Annotated in this window: 18 protein-coding genes and 1 tRNA gene; 4 read left to right on the top strand and 15 right to left on the bottom strand. The window is 64.8% G+C overall.

Annotated features, from left to right (window positions below; genetic code table 11):
- Window positions 1-7 precede the first annotated feature (7 nt).
- The 15 genes from nuoK to QOL57_RS13080 all read right to left on the bottom strand — a co-directional run bounded on the left by nuoK (window position 8) and on the right by QOL57_RS13080 (window position 12,933).
- On the bottom strand, window positions 8-319 hold the full coding sequence (gene nuoK, locus QOL57_RS13150; protein ID WP_032951897.1) for an NADH-quinone oxidoreductase subunit NuoK: 312 nt from the start codon (window positions 317-319) through the stop codon (window positions 8-10).
- Window positions 316-975 (bottom strand): NADH-quinone oxidoreductase subunit J, encoded by a 660-nt coding sequence (locus tag QOL57_RS13145; protein WP_089236296.1) that lies wholly within the window; start codon window positions 973-975, stop codon window positions 316-318. The genes nuoK and QOL57_RS13145 overlap by 4 nt, the downstream gene beginning before the upstream one ends.
- Before the next feature lie 9 nt (window positions 976-984).
- On the bottom strand, window positions 985-1,473 hold the full coding sequence (gene nuoI, locus QOL57_RS13140) for an NADH-quinone oxidoreductase subunit NuoI (RefSeq protein WP_005417924.1): 489 nt from the start codon (window positions 1,471-1,473) through the stop codon (window positions 985-987).
- Window positions 1,474-1,476: 3 nt separating this feature from the next.
- On the bottom strand, window positions 1,477-2,571 hold the full coding sequence (nuoH, locus tag QOL57_RS13135) for an NADH-quinone oxidoreductase subunit NuoH (RefSeq protein WP_089236297.1): 1,095 nt from the start codon (window positions 2,569-2,571) through the stop codon (window positions 1,477-1,479).
- Window positions 2,568-4,814, bottom strand: a complete 2,247-nt coding sequence (gene nuoG, locus QOL57_RS13130; protein WP_089236298.1) for an NADH-quinone oxidoreductase subunit NuoG — start codon at window positions 4,812-4,814, stop codon at window positions 2,568-2,570. The genes nuoH and nuoG overlap by 4 nt, the downstream gene beginning before the upstream one ends.
- Complete coding sequence (gene nuoF, locus QOL57_RS13125; RefSeq protein ID WP_089236299.1) at window positions 4,811-6,151, bottom strand: NADH-quinone oxidoreductase subunit NuoF; 1,341 nt, start codon at window positions 6,149-6,151, stop codon at window positions 4,811-4,813. Before nuoF ends, nuoG begins: the two co-directional genes overlap by 4 nt.
- 4 nt (window positions 6,152-6,155) lie before the next feature.
- Window positions 6,156-6,683, bottom strand: coding sequence for an NADH-quinone oxidoreductase subunit NuoE (gene nuoE, locus QOL57_RS13120; protein WP_025876204.1), 528 nt, complete (start codon window positions 6,681-6,683; stop codon window positions 6,156-6,158).
- Between the two features lie 97 nt (window positions 6,684-6,780).
- A complete protein-coding gene (locus QOL57_RS13115) occupies window positions 6,781-8,088 on the bottom strand; it encodes an NADH-quinone oxidoreductase subunit D (protein WP_089236300.1) in 1,308 nt (435 codons plus the stop codon).
- Window positions 8,085-8,831, bottom strand: a complete 747-nt coding sequence (locus tag QOL57_RS13110; protein ID WP_089236301.1) for an NADH-quinone oxidoreductase subunit C — start codon at window positions 8,829-8,831, stop codon at window positions 8,085-8,087. The genes QOL57_RS13115 and QOL57_RS13110 overlap by 4 nt, the downstream gene beginning before the upstream one ends.
- A gap of 33 nt (window positions 8,832-8,864) precedes the next feature.
- Complete coding sequence (locus tag QOL57_RS13105; RefSeq protein ID WP_089236302.1) at window positions 8,865-9,419, bottom strand: NADH-quinone oxidoreductase subunit B; 555 nt, start codon at window positions 9,417-9,419, stop codon at window positions 8,865-8,867.
- The gene (locus tag QOL57_RS13100; RefSeq protein ID WP_005414075.1) at window positions 9,410-9,766 is read right to left on the bottom strand and encodes an NADH-quinone oxidoreductase subunit A; all 357 of its coding nucleotides are present in this window, start codon (window positions 9,764-9,766) and stop codon (window positions 9,410-9,412) included. The genes QOL57_RS13105 and QOL57_RS13100 overlap by 10 nt, the downstream gene beginning before the upstream one ends.
- A 112-nt stretch (window positions 9,767-9,878) precedes the next feature.
- Window positions 9,879-9,963 (bottom strand) — tRNA-Leu (locus tag QOL57_RS13095).
- Window positions 9,964-10,014: 51 nt separating this feature from the next.
- The gene (secG, locus tag QOL57_RS13090) at window positions 10,015-10,452 is read right to left on the bottom strand and encodes a preprotein translocase subunit SecG (RefSeq protein ID WP_089236303.1); all 438 of its coding nucleotides are present in this window, start codon (window positions 10,450-10,452) and stop codon (window positions 10,015-10,017) included.
- 50 nt (window positions 10,453-10,502) lie between these two features.
- Window positions 10,503-11,258, bottom strand: a complete 756-nt coding sequence (gene tpiA, locus QOL57_RS13085) for a triose-phosphate isomerase (RefSeq protein ID WP_089236304.1) — start codon at window positions 11,256-11,258, stop codon at window positions 10,503-10,505.
- A gap of 697 nt (window positions 11,259-11,955) precedes the next feature.
- Window positions 11,956-12,933 (bottom strand): 2-oxoglutarate and iron-dependent oxygenase domain-containing protein, encoded by a 978-nt coding sequence (locus QOL57_RS13080; RefSeq protein WP_049469229.1) that lies wholly within the window; start codon window positions 12,931-12,933, stop codon window positions 11,956-11,958.
- Window positions 12,934-13,088: 155 nt separating this feature from the next.
- Between QOL57_RS13080 and QOL57_RS13075 the strand changes: the two genes are divergently transcribed.
- From QOL57_RS13075 to galE, 4 genes are all read left to right on the top strand, one after another.
- Window positions 13,089-14,972 carry a DUF3413 domain-containing protein gene (locus QOL57_RS13075; protein WP_244900645.1) on the top strand — a complete coding sequence of 628 codons (1,884 nt, stop codon included), beginning with the start codon at window positions 13,089-13,091 and terminating at the stop codon, window positions 14,970-14,972.
- Between the two features lie 19 nt (window positions 14,973-14,991).
- Entirely contained in the window at window positions 14,992-16,137 is a 1,146-nt protein-coding gene (locus QOL57_RS13070; protein WP_089236305.1) for a glycosyltransferase family 4 protein, read from the top strand.
- Window positions 16,130-16,987 (top strand): polysaccharide deacetylase family protein, encoded by an 858-nt coding sequence (locus tag QOL57_RS13065; protein ID WP_089236306.1) that lies wholly within the window; start codon window positions 16,130-16,132, stop codon window positions 16,985-16,987. The genes QOL57_RS13070 and QOL57_RS13065 overlap by 8 nt, the downstream gene beginning before the upstream one ends.
- A 70-nt stretch (window positions 16,988-17,057) precedes the next feature.
- Entirely contained in the window at window positions 17,058-18,065 is a 1,008-nt protein-coding gene (gene galE / locus QOL57_RS13060) for a UDP-glucose 4-epimerase GalE (RefSeq protein WP_089236307.1), read from the top strand.
- The last annotated feature ends 44 nt before the right edge of the window (window positions 18,066-18,109 follow it).

Here is an 18,109-nt window from a genome sequence, read left to right as displayed (position 1 = left end):
CTGTGGATCAGCCCTTCAACGAATCGACTTCGCCGACATTGATCGTTCGGCGTGTACGGAACAGGGTCACCAGGATCGCCAGGCCGATGGCGGCCTCGGCAGCAGCCACGGTCAGGATGAAGAACACGAACAGCTGGCCGGCCGTGTCCCCCAGTTCCCGCGAGAACCCGACGAAATTGATGTTGACCGACAGCAGCATCAACTCGATGGACATCAGCAGGACGATGATGTTCTTGCGGTTGAGGAAGATGCCGGCGAGGCTGATGCAGAACAGCACCGCGCCCAGCGCCAGGATGTGGCCCAGAGTGATCGAGATCATGCCTTGGTCTCCTCGTCGCCAGCGGCCGGCTTGGTGTTGCTGTGGATCAGCGGCTGCTCGACGTCCATCTTGACCACGCGCAGGCGGTCGTGTGCCTTGACCATGGTCTGCTGCGACGGGTTCTGCGTCTTCAGGCCTTCACGACGGCGCAGGGTCAGCATCACCGCGGCGACCACGGCCACGGTCAGGATGACGGCGGCGAACTCGAACGGCAGCAGGTACTCGGTGAACAGGCTGCGTGCCAGCCAGGTGACGTTGGAGCTGTCGGCGGCGAGCGCGGCGGCGTTATCGGCCGGGAACGGGTTGACCGTCCTGCCCTTCACGCCGATCAGGATCAGCATCTGCACCAGCATCGCCACGGCCACGATCAGGCCGACCGGCAGGTAGCGCACCCAGCCCTCACGCAGCTTGTCCGGATCGATGTCGAGCATCATCACCACGAACAGGAACAACACCATCACCGCACCAACGTAGACCAGCACCAGTGCCACGCCGAGGAACTCGGCGCCGACCAGCAGCCACACGCAGGCGATGGAGAAGAAGGTCAGCACCAGGCACAGGACAGCATGCACGGGGTTGCGCACGCTGATCACCGCAGCGGCCGAAACCGTTGCCGCGATGGCGAAGACCCAGAAAGCGATATTTACCCAATCCATCTCTCGACCTCAGCGGTAAGCGGCATCGGCGGCACGACGCTCGGCGATCTCGGATTCGAGACGGTCGCCCAGGGCCAGCAGCTGCGGCTTGGTAACGATGTTTTCGCCACGATTCTCGAAGTGGTACTCGAGGATGTGGGTCTCGACGATCGAGTCCACCGGGCAGCTTTCCTCACAGAAGCCGCAGAAGATGCACTTGAACAGATCGATGTCGTAGCGCGTGGTACGGCGGGTGCCGTCCTCGCGCTTGGCCGAATCGATGGTGATGGCCAATGCCGGGCACACCGCTTCGCACAGCTTGCAGGCAATGCAGCGCTCTTCACCGTTGGGATAACGGCGTAGGGCGTGCAGGCCACGGAAGCGCGGCGACTGCGGGAACTTCTCCATCGGGTACATCATCGTGTACTTCGGCTTGAAGCTGTACTTCAGCGTCAGCCAGAGACCGGCCAGCAGTTCGAGCAGCAGCAGGCTCTTGAAGTAATGGGTAATCCTGTTCATCACTTAGACGCCCTTTTGAATCACGCCGAAGAACACCATGACGGCGGTAACCGCGATCCAGAAAATGGTCAGCGGGATGAAGACCTTCCAGCCCAGGCGCATGATCTGGTCATAGCGGAAGCGCGGGAAGCTTGCACGGAACCAGATGTAGGCACTGGCGAAGAAGAAGACCTTGACGAACAGCCACGGCCAGCCGCCCTTCCAGATCCAGTCGATGAACGGCGAGATCTCGCCCGGGTTGACCCAGCCCTGGATCGGGCTCAGCCAGCCGCCGAGGAAGAAGATCGAGATCAGGAAGCTAATCAGGATCATGTTCGCGTATTCGGCCAGGAAGAACAGTGCGAACGCACCGCCGGAGTACTCGACCATGTGGCCGGCGACGATTTCCGACTCGCCTTCCACCACGTCGAACGGCGCGCGGTTGGTTTCGGCAACGCCGGACACCCAGTACACGATGAACAGCGGGAACAGCGGGATCAGGAACCAGTCGAAGAAGCCGGAGCTGCCGGCCTGGGCCGCCACGATGTTGCTGAGATTGAGGCTGCCCGAAGCGATCATCACGCCGACCAGGGCAAAGCCCATCGCGATTTCGTAGCTGATCATCTGTGCCGAGGCGCGCATGGCGCCGAGGAACGCGTACTTCGAGTTGGAGGCCCAACCGGCCAGGATCACGCCGTAGATGCCCAGCGAGGTCATCGCCAGCAGGTACAGCAGACCGGCGTTGGCGTTGGACAGCACCAGCTGGTTGTCGAACGGCACCACCGACCAGGCCGCGAAGGCCGGAGCGAGGGTGATCAGCGGCGCCAGCAGGAAGATCGCCTTGTTGGCGCTGCTGGGCTGCAGGACTTCCTTGAACAGCAGCTTGAAGACGTCGGCGAAGGCCTGGAAGATGCCCATGCCCACATACATCGGGCCGTGGCGGACGTGCATCCAGCCGATCAGCTTGCGTTCCCAGACCACGTAGAAGGCCACCGAGACGATCACCGGAACGGTGATCACGAGGATCTTCAGGATGATCCAGATCAGCGCGCCGATGTCACCGAGGCCAAGCAGCCACTGGTGCAGCGGATCGACCGCGTTAATCAGCAATTCGTTCATGCAGCCACCACCGAAACACGAGCGGCACCCAGCGGCGCGGTTGCGCCGTGGCCCGATTCAATCCAGACCGAACCCGCAGCGACGCGGGCATCGACCACCACCGGCAGGGTGGCCTTGCCGGCATCGGTGCCGACCTTGGCCATCTGCCCTTCCTGCAGCTGCAGGCGGGCGGCATCGTCAGCGTTGAGCACGATGCGCGGGGCGTTGTTGAGCGGATGAGACTGCAGCGCCGGCGCGCGACGGACCACCGCATCGGTGCGGTAGATCGCAGCGGTCGAGGCCACTTCCAGGCCTTCGCCGGCAAGGGCCGGCTGGGCCGAGGCAGCGACGGCAACAGTCACCGGGGCCAGGCTGGCGCGCAGGCCGGCCAGGTCGATGAACTCGAAGCCGGCCAGACCAAGGTCTCCGCCCAGGGCGCGCAGCACGCGCCAGCCCTCACGGGCCTCGCCCGGCAGCTTGCCGCCGGCACGGGCCGACTGCTCGCGACCATCGAGGTTGGTCAGGGTGGCATCGATTTCCGGCAGCGCACCGATCGGCAGGATCACGTCGGCGACGTCGCGGGTCGAGGCGCAGGCGAACTGGCTGAAGGCCACCACCTGTGCGCCGAGCAGCGCCTTGCGCGCGGCCGGAGCATCGGCGAAGTCCAGCCCCGGTTCCAGGCCATAGACCACGTAGGCCTTGCGCGGATCGGCCAGCATCGCGGCGACGTCCTTGCCGGCCGGCAGCACGCCGGCGCGGGTCAGGCCGATGGCGTTGGCGCCCTGCGGGATACGGCACAGCTTGGCACCGGTAGCGGCGGCGAAATCACGCGCAGCGGCACGGATCGCGGCAGCCTGCGGATGGTTCTCGGCGATGCCACCGACGATCAGCACGGTGTTGGTACCGCCCTGCACCGCCGAACGCAGCTCGGCGTTGGCCAGTGCATCGGCGAACTTTGACGGGGCCACGATCTGCTTGCCGGCAATGCTGAACGCGAAGTCGAAGTCGACCGGGTTGACGACGTGGATCTTCGCGCCGTTGGTCGTCTGCGCCTTGCGCAGGCGGGCGTGCAGCAGCGGCAGTTCGTGGCGGATGTTGCTGCCGAGCACGACGATGCGGTCGGCGCCTTCGATCTCGGCCAGCGGCAGGCCGAACACTTCGGCGGTGGCGGCGTCGGAGAAGTCGCGGTTGTTGATGCGGTGGTCGATGTTGCTCGACCCCAGGCCCGTGGCCAGGCGGGCCAGCAGTGCGCCCTCTTCGTTCGAGGTCGACGGGTGCACCAGCACGCCCAGGTTGTCGCCCTGGTTGGCCTTGAGGATCTCGGCGGCCGCGGCCAGGCCTTCGGCCCAGCTCACTTCCTTCCACTCGCCATTGACCTTGCGCAGCGGCTTGACCGCACGGTCTTCGCTGTACAGGCCCTGGTGCGAATAACGGTCACGATCGGACAGCCAGCACTCGTTGACCGACTCGTTGTCGCGCGGCACGGTACGCAGCACTTCGCCGCGACGCACGTGCAGGAACAGGTTCGAGCCCATCGCGTCGTGGTAGCCCAGCGATTCGCGCGCGGTCAGTTCCCACGGACGGGCGCGGAACTGGAACACCTTGTTGGTCAGCGCGCCGACCGGGCACACGTCGACCACATTGCCCGAAAGCTCGGTGGTCAGCGGCTTGCCGTCGTAGGTGCCGATCTGCAGGTTTTCACCGCGGTACATGCCACCCAGTTCGTAGGTACCGGCAACGTCGGCGGTGAAGCGGACGCAGCGGGTGCACTGGATGCAGCGGGTCATCTCGGTGGCGACCAGCGGCCCCATGTCCTCGTCGACCACCACGCGCTTGCGCTCGTTGAAGCGGCTGACCGAACGGCCGTAACCCAGCGACACGTCCTGCAGTTCGCACTCGCCGCCCTGATCGCAGATCGGGCAATCCAGCGGGTGGTTGATCAGCAGGAACTCCATCACCGAGCGCTGGAACTTCAGCGCCTTCTCACTGCGGGTGGCGACCTTCATGCCATCCATCACCGGCGTGGCGCAGGCCGGCGCCGGCTTCGGCGACTTTTCCACGTCGACCAGGCACATGCGGCAGTTGGCAGCGATCGGCAGCTTCTCGTGGTAGCAGAAGCGCGGAATCGAAATGCCCGCCTTGTCGGCGGCCTGGATGATCATCGAACCCTTGGGCACGACCAGCGACTTGCCATCGATCTCGATGGTGACGTGGTCCGGTGGCACGCTGGGGGTCACTCCAGGATTATTGGGTTGCGCGCTCATGCAGCGGCTGCCTCCACCTTCTTGCCGTCAACCATCGAATGACCGTTGACGATGTAGTACTCGAATTCGTCCCAGAACTGGCGCAGGAAGCCCTGGATGGGCCACGCCGCCGCTTCGCCGAACGCACAGATGGTGTGACCTTCGATCTGACCGGCCACGGTCTTCAACTGGTGCAGGTCTTCCATCGTGGCCTTGCCGGCAACGATGCGCTCCAGCACGCGGTGCATCCAGCCGGTACCTTCGCGGCACGGGGTGCACTGGCCACAGGATTCCTTGTGGAAGAACTGGCTGATGCGGCAAGCGAACTTGACGCAGCAGACGCTGTCATCCAGCACCACGACCGCACCGGAACCCAGGCCGGAGCCCAGCGCACGGATGGTGTCGTAGTCCATCGGCAGGCCCTTCAGCTCGGCCGCGGTCAGCACCGGCATGGACACGCCGCCCGGGATCGCACCCTTGAGCTTGCGGCCCGGCTTGAGGCCGCCAGCCATTTCCAGCAGGTCGTCGAAGGTGGTACCGAGCGGCACTTCGAAGTTGCCGCCCTTCTGCACGCAGCCGGACACCGAGAAGCACTTCGGGCCGCCATTGGCGGTCAGGCTCAGGCCCTTGAACCACTCGGGACCATTGCGGATGATCGCCGGCACCGAACCATAGGTTTCGGTGTTGTTGATCGTCGACGGCTTGCCATACAGGCCGAAGTTGGCCGGGAACGGCGGCTTGTAGCGCGGCTGGCCCTTCTTGCCTTCCAGCGACTCCATCAGCGCGGTTTCTTCGCCGCAGATGTAGGCGCCGGCACCGAGGGCGCCGTAGATATCGATATCCACGCCCGAGCCCATCACGTTCTTGCCCAGCCAGCCGTTTGCATAGGCGTCGGCCAGGGCCTGCTCGAAGTGCTCGAACGGCTCGTGGTGGAACTCACCGCGCAGGTAGTTGTAACCCACGGTGGAACCGGTGGCGTAGCAGGCGATCGCCATGCCTTCCACCACCGAATGCGGGTTGTAACGCAGGATGTCGCGATCCTTGCAGGTGCCCGGCTCGGATTCATCCGAGTTGCAGAGGATGTACTTCTGCACGTTGCCCTTGGGCATGAAGGACCACTTCAGGCCGGTCGGGAAACCTGCGCCGCCACGGCCGCGCAGGCCCGAGGCCTTGACCATTTCGATGACCTGCTCCGGCGGGATCTTCTCTTCGAGGATCCTGCGCAGGGCAGCGTAGCCACCGGTCTTCAGATAGCTTTCGTACGACCACGGGGTGTCGTAATGCAGGGTGGTGTAGACCACCTGGTGCGGCAGCGGCGCGGGGCCGACCGGACCCTTGGATTCGTGGTGATGTGCCATGCCCTTACTCCAGCCCGTCCAGAAGCTCGTCGACCTTTTCCAGGGTCAGACGCTCATGGTAGTGACCATTGATGACCATCATCGGTGCACCCGCGCAGCCGGCCAGGCACTCTTCCTCACGCTTGAGGTAGACGCGGCCGTCAGCGGTCGACTGACCGTTCTTGATGCCCAGCTTCTTCTCGCAATGGCGCACGATGTCTTCGGCGCCATTGAGCCAGCAGCTGATGTTCGTGCAGATGGCCACGTTGTTGCGGCCCACCTTCTCGGTCTCGAACATCGAGTAGAAGCTGGCGACCTCGTAGGCCCACACCGGCGGCAGGTCCAGGTACTTGGCCACGCCGGCGATCAGCTCGTCGGTCAGCCAGCCCTGGTTCTGCTCCTGGGCAGCATGCAGACCCTGCAGCACGGCAGAGCGCTTGCGGTCCGGCGGGAACTTGGACAGCCAGTGATCGATGTGAGCGCGAGTTTTGTCGCTCAACACCACCATCGGGTCGACGTCGCGCGCCGCCTCGAAATTACCTGTCGCCTTCATCGGCCGACCTCAGCGAAATGCATAGCGTGAAATTGCAGAAACTGCGGCGCCGGCTTGCGCCGGCTGCCTGCAGCGGGCGTTGGCGTGGCGGACGGCATTACCGGTCAACCTCGCCGAACACCAGATCGTAGGTACCGATCATCGCCACCACGTCGGCCAGCATGTGGCCGCGCACGATCGAATCGATCGAGGACAGGTGGGCGAAGCCCGGCGCACGGAGGTGTACGCGGAACGGCTTGTTGGCGCCGTCGGAAACCAGGTAGCAGCCGAATTCGCCCTTGGGCGCTTCAACCGCGGCGTAGGTCTCGCCGGCCGGCACGCAATAGCCTTCACTGAACAGCTTGAAGTGGTGGATCAGCGCTTCCATGTCGTCCTTCATGTCCTCGCGCTTGGGCGGAGCGACCTTGAAGTTCTTGACCATGACCGGGCCTGGGTTGGCCTTCAGCCACGCCACGCACTGCTTGATGATGCGGTTGGACTCGCGCATTTCGGCCACGCGGCACAGGTAGCGATCGTAGCAATCGCCTTCCTTGCCCAGCGGGATGTCGAAATCGACGGCATCGTACTTCGCGTACGGACGCTTCTTGCGCAGATCCCAGGCGATGCCCGAACCACGCAGCATCACGCCGGTCATGCCCCACTGGTGGGCCAGCTCCGGGGTGACCACGCCGATGCCAACGGTACGCTGCTTCCAGATACGGTTGTCGGTCAGCAGGGTCTCGTATTCGTCGACACGACCCGGGAATTCATTGGTGAAGTTTTCCAGGAAGTCCAGCAGCGAACCTTCGCGCGAGGCGTTGAGGTTCTTCAGGGCCTTGCCCTTGTGCCAGCGTGATTCCTTGTACTTCGGCATGTGGTCCGGCAGGTCGCGGTAAACGCCGCCCGGACGGTAGTACGCCGCGTGCATGCGCGCGCCGGAGACCGCTTCGTAGCAGTCCATCAGCTCTTCGCGCTCGCGGAAGGCGTACAGCATCACCGCCATCGCACCCAGATCGAGCGCGTTGGAACCCAGCCACATCAGGTGGTTCAGGATGCGGGTGATCTCGTCGAACATCGTGCGGATGTACTGCGCGCGCTCCGGCGCCTCGATCCCCATCAGGGTCTCGATCGAGCGCACGTAGGCGTGTTCGTTGCACATCATCGACACGTAATCCAGGCGATCCATGTAGCCGATCGACTGGTTGAAGGGCTTGGACTCGGCCAGCTTCTCGGTGCCCCGGTGCAGCAGACCCACGTGCGGGTCGGCACGCATGATGGTCTCGCCGTCCATCTCCAGGATCAGGCGCAGCACACCGTGCGCGGCCGGATGCTGCGGGCCGAAGTTCATGGTGTAGTTGCGGATTTCCTGCCGGCTTTCGGCAGCATTGCTGGCGAATGCTTCGCCGGCCTGGTGTACGTGACTCACTTCACTGCCTCCTGCGAGCGCTCGCCGGCAGCGGTCTGCAGGCGGGCGTCGTCGCGGATCACGCGCGGCACGCCGACACGCGGCTCCACCGAGGTGACCGGTTCGTAGATGACACGCTTCTTTTCTTCGTCGTAGCGGACTTCGACGTTGCCGATCAGCGGGAAGTCCTTGCGGAACGGATGGCCGACGAAACCGTAGTCGGTCAGGATCCGGCGCAGGTCCGGGTGACCTTCGAAGATCACGCCATACAGGTCGAACGCTTCGCGCTCGAACCAGTTCAGGCCCGGCCAGATGCCGGTCAGCGAGGACACCACCGGCAGCGCTTCGTCAGGCGCGAAGCAGCGCAGGTGCATCATCAGGTTGTGCTGGTACGAACGCAGCTGTGCGACCACGGCAAAGCGCTGGGTCGGCATGTGCTGCGGGCGGGCACCGTCGGCGCTCTCTTCGCTGGGGAACTCGCCCCAGGCGAAGCGGCCCTGGGCCTTGCCTTCGACACCGCGGCTGAAGCCCTGCGAGGACACGTCGGCGGTGTCCCACTCATCGGAGCCGTAACCGAGGTAATCGACGCCGCAGAGGTCCACGGCCTGCTCGAAACCAAACTCGTCACGCAGCGCGAGGGCGGTGGCGTGCCACTCAGCGGCAGGCACTTCCAGCGTCACTTCGCCGCGGGGTTCGACCACGATGACCTTCGCACCTGCGAAACGTGCGGAGAGTCGGTCGATGAAGGATGCTTGCTCTGCCATGGGGGCTTGGCGCGCTCTTGTCAGGTAAAGGGGTCAGCGGGCGATGGTCTGTGTACGCCAGATCTTCTTCTGCAGCTGCAGGATCCCGTACACCAGCGCCTCGGCGGTCGGCGGGCAGCCCGGGACATAGATGTCCACCGGCACCACGCGATCACAGCCGCGCACCACAGAATAGGAGTAGTGGTAGTAACCACCGCCGTTGGCGCAGCTGCCCATGGAGATCACCCACTTGGGGTCGGGCATCTGGTCATAGACCTTGCGCAGCGCCGGGGCCATCTTGTTGACCAGGGTGCCGGCGACGATCATCACGTCGGACTGACGCGGCGACGGGCGGAACACCACGCCGTAGCGGTCAAGGTCCAGGCGCGCCGCACCTGCGTGCATCATTTCGACCGCACAGCAGGCCAGACCGAAGGTCATGGGCCACATCGAGCCGGTGCGCGCCCAGTTCAGCAGGGCATCGACGCTGGTGGTGACAAAGCCCTTTTCCAGCAGTGGGTTGTCGCCTTCCGGCCGCAGGATGTCATCAACCCGCCCTTCCGGGACAGGATTGGTCATCAGGCCATCGAGAGTCTGAATCACTCCCATTCCAGCGCTCCCTTCTTCCAGACATAAATGAAACCGAGGAACAGCATGCCGACGAACAGACCCATGGTGACGAGCGAACGCGCGCCAAGCTCCATGAAGACCTGCGTCCACGGCACGATGAAGATGATTTCCAGGTCGAAGACGATGAACTGGATCGCGATCAGGTAGTAGCGCACGTCGAACTTCATACGTGCGTCTTCGAAGGCTTCGAAGCCGCACTCGTACGGCGACAGCTTTTCCAGATCGGGGCGGCGGGGACCGAGGAATCGACCAACCAGCATCAGCGTAATGCCGATACCGGTGGCAACGATCAGAAACAGCAGAGACGGCAAATATTCGGCCAGCACAGCGATTCTCTCTTGCCTCTGCCGCTGCGCCTGCAGGCGCTTTGGCATGGGGGAGTGGACGGGAATCTGCCTGGCGCCTTGCGCGCCAGACGAACCCGCTTTACTTACTAAATGGTGCCCAAGAGGGGACTCGAACCCCTACGACCTAAGTCGCTACCACCTCAAGGTAGTGCGTCTACCAATTCCGCCACCTGGGCAAACGATCACATCAGACTATCTTCCCGATGCGCCGCGTATTGTAACCGGCTTCAGTCTTTCTGGGAGCCTTCCGAAGGCTTTTCTTCACCAGAAACCGAAGATTCCGCCTGAGCCGGCACAGTTGCGGCCGGAACCGGGGCGGCCGGGACCGCATCGGCCTTCGGAACAGCCGGCAATTCGCCCGCCGGAGCGGCCGGAGCACTGGCCGCCGGGGCAGACATCAGACCCAGATCCTGTTCGGCGGCCGGGCGGTTGCCATGGCCGGCGTACCAGGCCATGAAGAGGCTGATGCCGAAGAACACCACGGCCAGCCACTTGGTCGACTTGGACAGGAAGTTGGACGCGCCACGCGCACCGAACACGGTCCCCGAGGCGCCAGCGCCAAAGCCCGAACCTGCCGCCGCACCCGAGCCACGCTGCATCAGGATCAGCGCGACCATGGCTACGGCAACCAGCACGTAGACGACATTGAGGATCAACATCAGCATTGGAAATCCGCCCTCGGACTAGAGTGCCGGCGGCTAGCCGGCAACCGTAACTAATTGTTTGCCGCCGCCTCTGCGATGGCCAGGAAGTCGGCGGCCACCAGGGAGGCACCACCAACCAGCCCACCATCGACATCCGGCTGCGCGAACAGTTCCCCGGCATTGTCGGGCTTCACGCTACCGCCGTAAACAATGGGCAGTGAATCAGCAATTCTAGCATCGATGCGCGCGACTTCGCCACGAATGAACGCGTGCACCTGCTGCGCCTGTTCCTTGGTAGCGGTACGACCGGTTCCGATCGCCCAGACCGGCTCGTAGGCGACCACGGCATTGGCGAAGCCTTGCGCCCCGACAAGCTCCAGCACCGGGGCCAGCTGGCTGGCGATGACCGCCTCGGTCTGCCCGGCCTCGCGCTGCTCAAGGGTTTCACCGACGCATAGCACCGGCACCAGGCCGGCGTGCAGGGCAGCAGCGAACTTGCGCGCGACCAGCTCACTGCTCTCGTTGTGGTACTGGCGGCGCTCGGAGTGGCCGACCAGGCCATAGCGGGCACCCACCTCGTGCAGCATGGCCGCGCATACCTCACCGGTGTAGGCGCCCTTCTCGTTGCTGCTGACGTCCTGTGCACCAAAGGCCAGGCCGGTGTCGCCGAAATCTTCGACCAGCTCACCCAGGTAGGGCATCGGCGGCAGGATCACCACCTCCACCCCGCGCTTCGGCAGCCCGGCAGCGACCTGCCCCAGCAGTTCGGTGGCGAATTGACGGCTGCCGTGCAGCTTCCAGTTTCCAGCGACGATCTTGCGGCGCATGAGCGGGTGGCTCCTGTGTGAACTCAGCCGCCCATGATACCTGCTGCGGCAAAAAACCGTTTCTTTGTAAGCGGTTACATGGATTTTCAGCCAACGGCGCAGCCCCTCGTGGCGGGGGCGGGTTGGTCGCGGAGAGCCCCGGCTGGATTTGTGGGGTTGGCCGGGCGGGTAGGACTGGCGAGGGACGCCGTGAACCCGTCCATGGGGGCTTGGCCGCGGCATCCATGCCGCGGACACCCTCGCCAGCCCCACCCGCCCGGCCCCTGACACATTGCGGCGGTTCCGCCCGCCACGGAAAGAAAAAAGAAGAGCAAAGGCAGAAGCAGAAGCCGTGTCCCCTCCCTCGCCTCGAGATCTGACAGATCCCATCCACGCATGGCGTGGATAGATCGTGTCGACCAAGGTCGACACCTACCAACAGCTGCGGGAAATTGTCGGGGGTGGGGCGGTGTGGGCTGGCAGGACCGTTGGCGCCATGGATGGCGCCATCGAGCCCCCAGGGATGGGTTTACGGCGTGTCCTGCCAGCCCACACCGCCCCGCCCAACCCGCAGAAACCCGGAGCCGCTTTGGCTTTAGGCTCTGGCCCTGGCCTCTGCGGGTGCAGGGTGCAACCCTGCCGAACACCCTGCGCTGCGCTCGCCGGGCATGGCCGGCGCTACCCGCAATGAAAAAGCCGCCTTTCGGCGGCTTCTTCATTACTTCAGCTTGATCTCACGCAGGCGCTCTTCGAGGAAGCCGTGGGCGGTGATCGGCTCCGGGTACCGGCTCGGGTTCTCCTCGGTGATGCACGAAGGCAGCACGTCGATCAGGAAATCCGGGTTCGGGTGCAGGAAGAACGGCACCGAATAGCGCGGCTGGCGAGCCAGCTCGCCCGGGGGGTTGACCACACGATGGATGGTCGACGGATACACATGGTTGGTCAGGCGCTGCAGCATGTCGCCGATGTTGACCACGATGGTGTCCGCGTCCGAGGTGAACGGCACCCAGTCCCCATCATGCGACTGCACTTCCAGGCCAGCGGCGCTGGCGCCAACCAGCAGCGTGATGAAGTTGATGTCGCCATGTGCACCGGCACGCACGTTCGGGATGTCATCGGTGGTGATCGGCGGGTAGTGGATCGGGCGCAGGATCGAATTGCCGAAATTGGTCTTGTCGGCGAAGAAGTGCTCCGGCAGGCCGATGTGCAGGGCCAGGGCCGACAGCACACGCGAACCCAGGTTGTCCAACGCCTGGTACAGGCCATAACCACGCTCACGGAAGCCCTCGACCTCGGACGGCCACAGGTTCGGCGCCATCACGTCCCGGTACTTGGAGTCGTCGGCGATCTCGCGACCGATGTGCCAGAACTCCTTCAGGTCGAAGTGCTTGGAGCCCTTGGCGGTCTCCACACCGAACGGGGTATAGCCACGGGCGCCGCCGCTGCCAGCCACGTGGTACTTGCGCTTGGTCTCATCCGGCAGTGCGAAGAAGGCCTTGAACACGTCGTAGGCCGCATCGATGTCGGCCTGCGGGATGCCGTGGTTGCGGATGCCGGCAAACCCCCATTGGCGATATGCCGCCCCCAGCTCGGCCACGAAGGCGTCGCGGTCACTGTCGAAACGGGTGATGTCGAGGGTGGGGATCTGGCTCACAGCGGTTCCTGGCTTGTCGTTGAGTCGGTACGGGCCCGCCATGTCATGGCGACCGATCTGAACATTGTGACAGATAGATCGGAACACGCCACCGACACACTGAAACAAACCGATACAATGCGCCACCCGCGCGCGGTTTAACGACTTCGTCACGCCGGGAAACGCCCCCCGTTGCCCCATCCCAACCCGCCTTCTCCATGGACGCCGCCCTGCCCGACGCCACCGCCGCCGCTCTTCCCGGCCCTGCCCGACGCTGGCGCAGGCTGGCCTGGTGGTCCCTGTTCATCGCGGCCAACGCGGTGCTGGCCGCGCTCATCGCGCTGGGCAACGTGCCGCTGCGCGACAACCCCGGCGGGACACTCGGCCTGGCCTATCTGGCGATTGCCCTGCCCGGCCATCTGCTCGCGTTCGGCGCACTGGCCGGCCTGCTGCCGCTGGCCATCGGCCTGTGGCAGCGCAACGCGCGCGCGCTGAGCGTCTCGGCGGTGATCTGCCAAGGCCTATGGCTGTGCCTGCTGCTGGTGGATGCCAAGGTGTTCGCGCTGTATCGCTTCCACCTCAACGCGATGGTCGCCAACATGGTGTTCGGCGGCGCCCTGCAGGACCAGGTAAGCCTGTCCTGGAAGACCTGGCTGCAGGCGGCTGCCATGGTGTCGGCGATCTTCGCCGCGCAGGGCCTGCTGGCCTGGGCGTGCTGGAAGCTGCTGCCCGCAGCGCCGCGGCGGCGGCGGGTACTGCAGGCCTGGGCGGTGATTGCCCTGCTGATGGGCGGCGGCCAGGTCGCCACTGCCTACTACGACGCACTTGGCGAACGCGCAGTGATCAGCCAGTGGAATTACCTGCCATGGGCGCAACCGATCACCGCCAAGAGCGCGATGCGCCGCTTCGGCGTGGTCAGCCAGCACCAGGTCGGCCTGCCCGACCCGCGCCATGCCCAGCTCAACTATCCATTGCAGCCCCTGCGCTGCCAGAGCCATCAGCGGCCGAATGTACTGATGGTGGTACTGGAGTCGTTGCGGCATGACGTGCTCACTCCACAGTTCATGCCCAATGCATCGGCACTGGCCCGGTCCTCGCGGGTGTACGAGCATCATTTCAGCACCGGCAACGCCACCCGCTATGGCCTGTTCGGTCTGCTGTATGGCCTGCCGGGCGGCTACTGGCCCAGCATGCTCGACGAGCAGCGCGGCTCGCAGTTGTTCAAGGTACTGGGACAGCAGGGCTATGACCTGCATCTGTATGGCAGCGCGCCGCTGTACAGCCCGGAATTCGATCGCACGGCGTTCGCCGATGTCCGCGACCAGCTGCACCAAGGGCCGTCCGAACTGACCTCCGACGGCCGCGATGCCGCCATCGTCGCTGGACTGCAGAAGGACATCCGCGCCAGCCAGGCTGCGCAGCGCCCGTGGTTCGGTTTCGTGTTCCTCGATTCCACCCACGCGCCCTACCACATGCCGACCGGCTATCCGCCGCTCGCCACGCCGATGGCCGATGCCATCGATTTTCTCAAGTTCGGCCCCGAGCACGATCCAACGCCGGAGTTGAACCGTTATCACACCTCCGTGCATTACGCCGACAGCCTGATTGGATCGCTGCTGGATGACCTGCGCGCACAGGGCCTGGCGCAGAACACGATCGTGCTGGTGACCGGTGACCACGCCGAGGAATTCAACGACCTCAAGCTCAACTACTGGGGCCACAACGGCAACTTCTCCAACTACCAGTTGCAGGTGCCGTTCGTGCTGCATTGGCCGGGCCAGGCTGGCGGCCGCGACGCGCGCGTCAGCTCGCATGAAGACTGGGTACCGACGCTGATGCGCCACGGCCTGGGCTGCGAGAACGCCTTGACCGACTACAGCACCGGCAACGACCTGCTGGCTGCACCGACCGGCAAGCGTGCGCTGGTGGTGGAAAGCTGGTCGCAGCGCGCGGTGCGCACTGGCGAGGCGATCTACGTGTTCGACAAATTCGGCAACGCCACCGCGCTCGATGCGCGCTACCGCCCCCTGCCGCAACAGACCCCCGACGCCGCCAGCATCCGCGCGGCATGGGAAGCGCTGACGCGCTTCCGCAACCGCTGAATCCAAGGACCGATCCACCATGAACCGTCCGCTGCGCATCCTGCATACCGAAGCCGCCAAAGGCATGGGTGGACAGGAGATCTACATTTTCCGCCACATGCAGGTGATGCGCGCGCGCGGCCATGACGTCGCCCTGCTGTGCCAGCCGGACGCGCGCCTGGCCACCCGCGCGCGCGACGATGGCTTCACCGTGCATACGCTGCGGATGGGCGGCATTGCCCGGCTGCTGCGCGGCATCTGGTCGGTGTCACGGCTGGTGCGCCGCGAGCGCTACGACGTGGTCAACACCACCAGCCGTCGCGATGCATTGATTGCCGCCGCAGGCGCACGCCTGGGCGGCACACCGCTGGTGGTGCGCTCGCGCCATCTGATGAGCCCGGTGAATTCGCTGCTGACCTACACCGGCCTGCCCCACCGCGTCATCACGGTGAGCAACTTCGTCAAGCAGCTGCTGGCGGACCGCGGAATCCCCGCCGATCACATCGGCATCGTGCCGCCGATGGCGGTTTCTCCAACCGGCATCGACGCCGCGCAGGAGCCGTCCTGGCAGGCGCTGCAGGAGGCCCGTGCACGCGTGCGCGGCGAGCTCGGATTCGACGAACAGGACATCGTGGTGGGCTGCGTGGCCGTGCTGCGTGAACCCAAGGGCCATGCCGAACTGCTGCAGGCCATGGTGCCGCTGTGCAAGGCCAACCCCCGCCTGCATCTGGTGGTGGTCGGCGATGGCCAGGCCGTGATGCAGCGCCTGCAGGCCACCTGCGCCGAGCACGACCTGCAGCGCCAGGTCCATCTGCTGGGCTTCCGCAGCGATGCCAACCAGCTGATGCCCGGCTTCGACATCTTCGCTCTGGCCACACACAAGGAAGCATCGGGCACGGTCTTCCTGGAAGCAGCCCAGGCGGGCCTGCCGATCGTGTCGCACCGGGTCGGCGGCGTGCCCGAAATGCTGGTGGAAGGCAGCAATGCCATCCTCACTCGCCTGGGTGACGGCGCGGCCCTGACCGGCGCCCTGCGCCTGCTGGTGGAAGATCCCGAGCGCCGCCGGCAGATGGGTCGTTCCGGCTGGGAGTGGATCTGCAGCGCAAAGCGTTTCAGCCCCGAAAGCCACGCTGAAGCCACCGAACACTACTACCACCAATGGATGAAGGAGCTGGGTCATGGCTAATGCCAGAACCGTACCGGTGCTGATGCATCATCACGTCAGCAACTCGCCCGGCATGATCACGGTGTCGCCGGAGAATTTCGAAAGCCAGATCGCCTGGCTGGCGCGCACCGGCTGGACTTCGTTGACGCTGGACCAGTACGCGGGTTTCCTGGCCGGCAAGCCGGTGCCGCGCAAGTCGATCGTGATCACCTTCGATGATGGCTACCTGGACAACTGGGTCTACGCCCACCCGATCCTGCAGAAATACGGCATGCACGCGGTGGTGTTCGTGGTGACCGGCTGGATGCACGAGGGCCCGATGCGCCCGCATGCCGGCATCACCGGCGCCACGCTGCCGGAAACGCCAGAACATCGCGCCTGCGAAGACCTGATCTACAAGCAGGACCGCAGCGACGAAGTGATGATGCGTTGGAGCGAAGCACGTGCGGCCATCGAGGCGGGCACCTTCGAGATCCATTGCCATACCCACACCCACACGCGCTGGCTGCGCCGCCAGGACCTGGACCGCGCGCAGCGCCGTGCCGGCATCAGTGGCGACCTGTCGAAGGCCAGGGAAGTGCTGATGGAGAAGCTGGGCGAAGTGTCCGACACGCTGTGCTGGCCGTACGGTGATTTCGACCAGGACTACATCGAAGTGGCACGTGAGCAGGGGTTCCACTACCTGCACACCACCCATCCGTTCGGACGCAACGTGGTCGGCGGCGACCCCGAGCGCATCTACCGCTTCGCCATCCGTAACCGGCCGGCAAGCTGGCTGCGCAAGCGTATCGCATGGAGTTACAACCCGCTGATCGCACCGCTGTTCAATGGCTTCAAGGCACGGCAGAAGAAGATGGTGCCGGGGCCGTGACGGCTTCTCCAGGCCCGGTCTGACACAGCTTCGGCAAGGAAGCTGCAACCGAGTGGAAGGACTACAGGAAATGAACGTTCTGGTTACCGGCGGCGCGGGATTCATCGGCTCCCACACGTGCGTGGAACTGCAGCAGCAGGGCCATGCGGTGGTCATTGTCGATTCGCTCTGCAACAGCGACGCCGGGGTGATCGGCCGGATCGGCGACATCACCGGTATCACGCCGCTGTTCGTACAGGCCGACGTGCGCGATCGTGCGCGGGTTGCTGCCTTGCTGCGCGAACATTCGATCGATGCGGTACTGCATTTTGCCGCGCTGAAGTCGGTTGGTGAATCGCGGCAGATGCCGCTGGACTACTTCGACAACAACATCAGCGGCACCCTTGCCCTGCTCGGCGCCATGCGCGATGCCGGTGTAGGCACGTTCGTGTTCAGCTCGTCGGCAACGGTGTACGGCGACCAGGACCATTGCCCGGTGGCCGAGACGGCCGCGACCTGCGCGATGACGCCCTATGGCCGTTCGAAGCTGGTGGTGGAGCAGCTGCTGTCCGACCTGGTCGGCGCCGATGCAACGCTGCATGTGGCAACGCTGCGCTACTTCAACCCGGTGGGTGCGCATTCCAGCGCCCTGATCGGCGAGCTGCCGCACGGAACACCCAGCAACCTGATGCCCTACATCGCCCAGGTAGCTGCCGGCCTGCTGCCCGAAGTGCAGGTATTCGGCGATGACTACCCGACCTGCGACGGTACCGGCGTACGCGATTACATCCATGTGGAAGATGTGGCGCGGGCCCACGTGCTGGCGCTGCAGTACCTGCGCGACAAGCGCCGCAGCATCACCCTGAACCTGGGCACCGGACAGGGCCACAGCGTGCTGGAACTGATCAAGGCCTTCGAGCAGACCGTCGGCCGGCCGATTCCATTCCGGATCACCGGCCGCCGCACTGGCGACATCGCGGTGAGCTTTGCCGACCCGTCCCTCGCCCTGCGCGAGCTGGGCTGGACCGCGCGCCATGGCCTGGCGGACATGTGCCGCGACACCTGGAAATGGCAGACGGAGATGCCGCGCAGCGCCTGATGCCTTGCTTGCTGCAGACAGCAACATGGCCGCACAGGCGGCCA

This window comes from Stenotrophomonas sp. yr243, from assembly GCF_900184195.1.
GTDB classification, from domain to species: domain Bacteria; phylum Pseudomonadota; class Gammaproteobacteria; order Xanthomonadales; family Xanthomonadaceae; genus Stenotrophomonas; species Stenotrophomonas lactitubi.
This window is presented reverse-complemented; position numbering and strand designations above follow the sequence as displayed.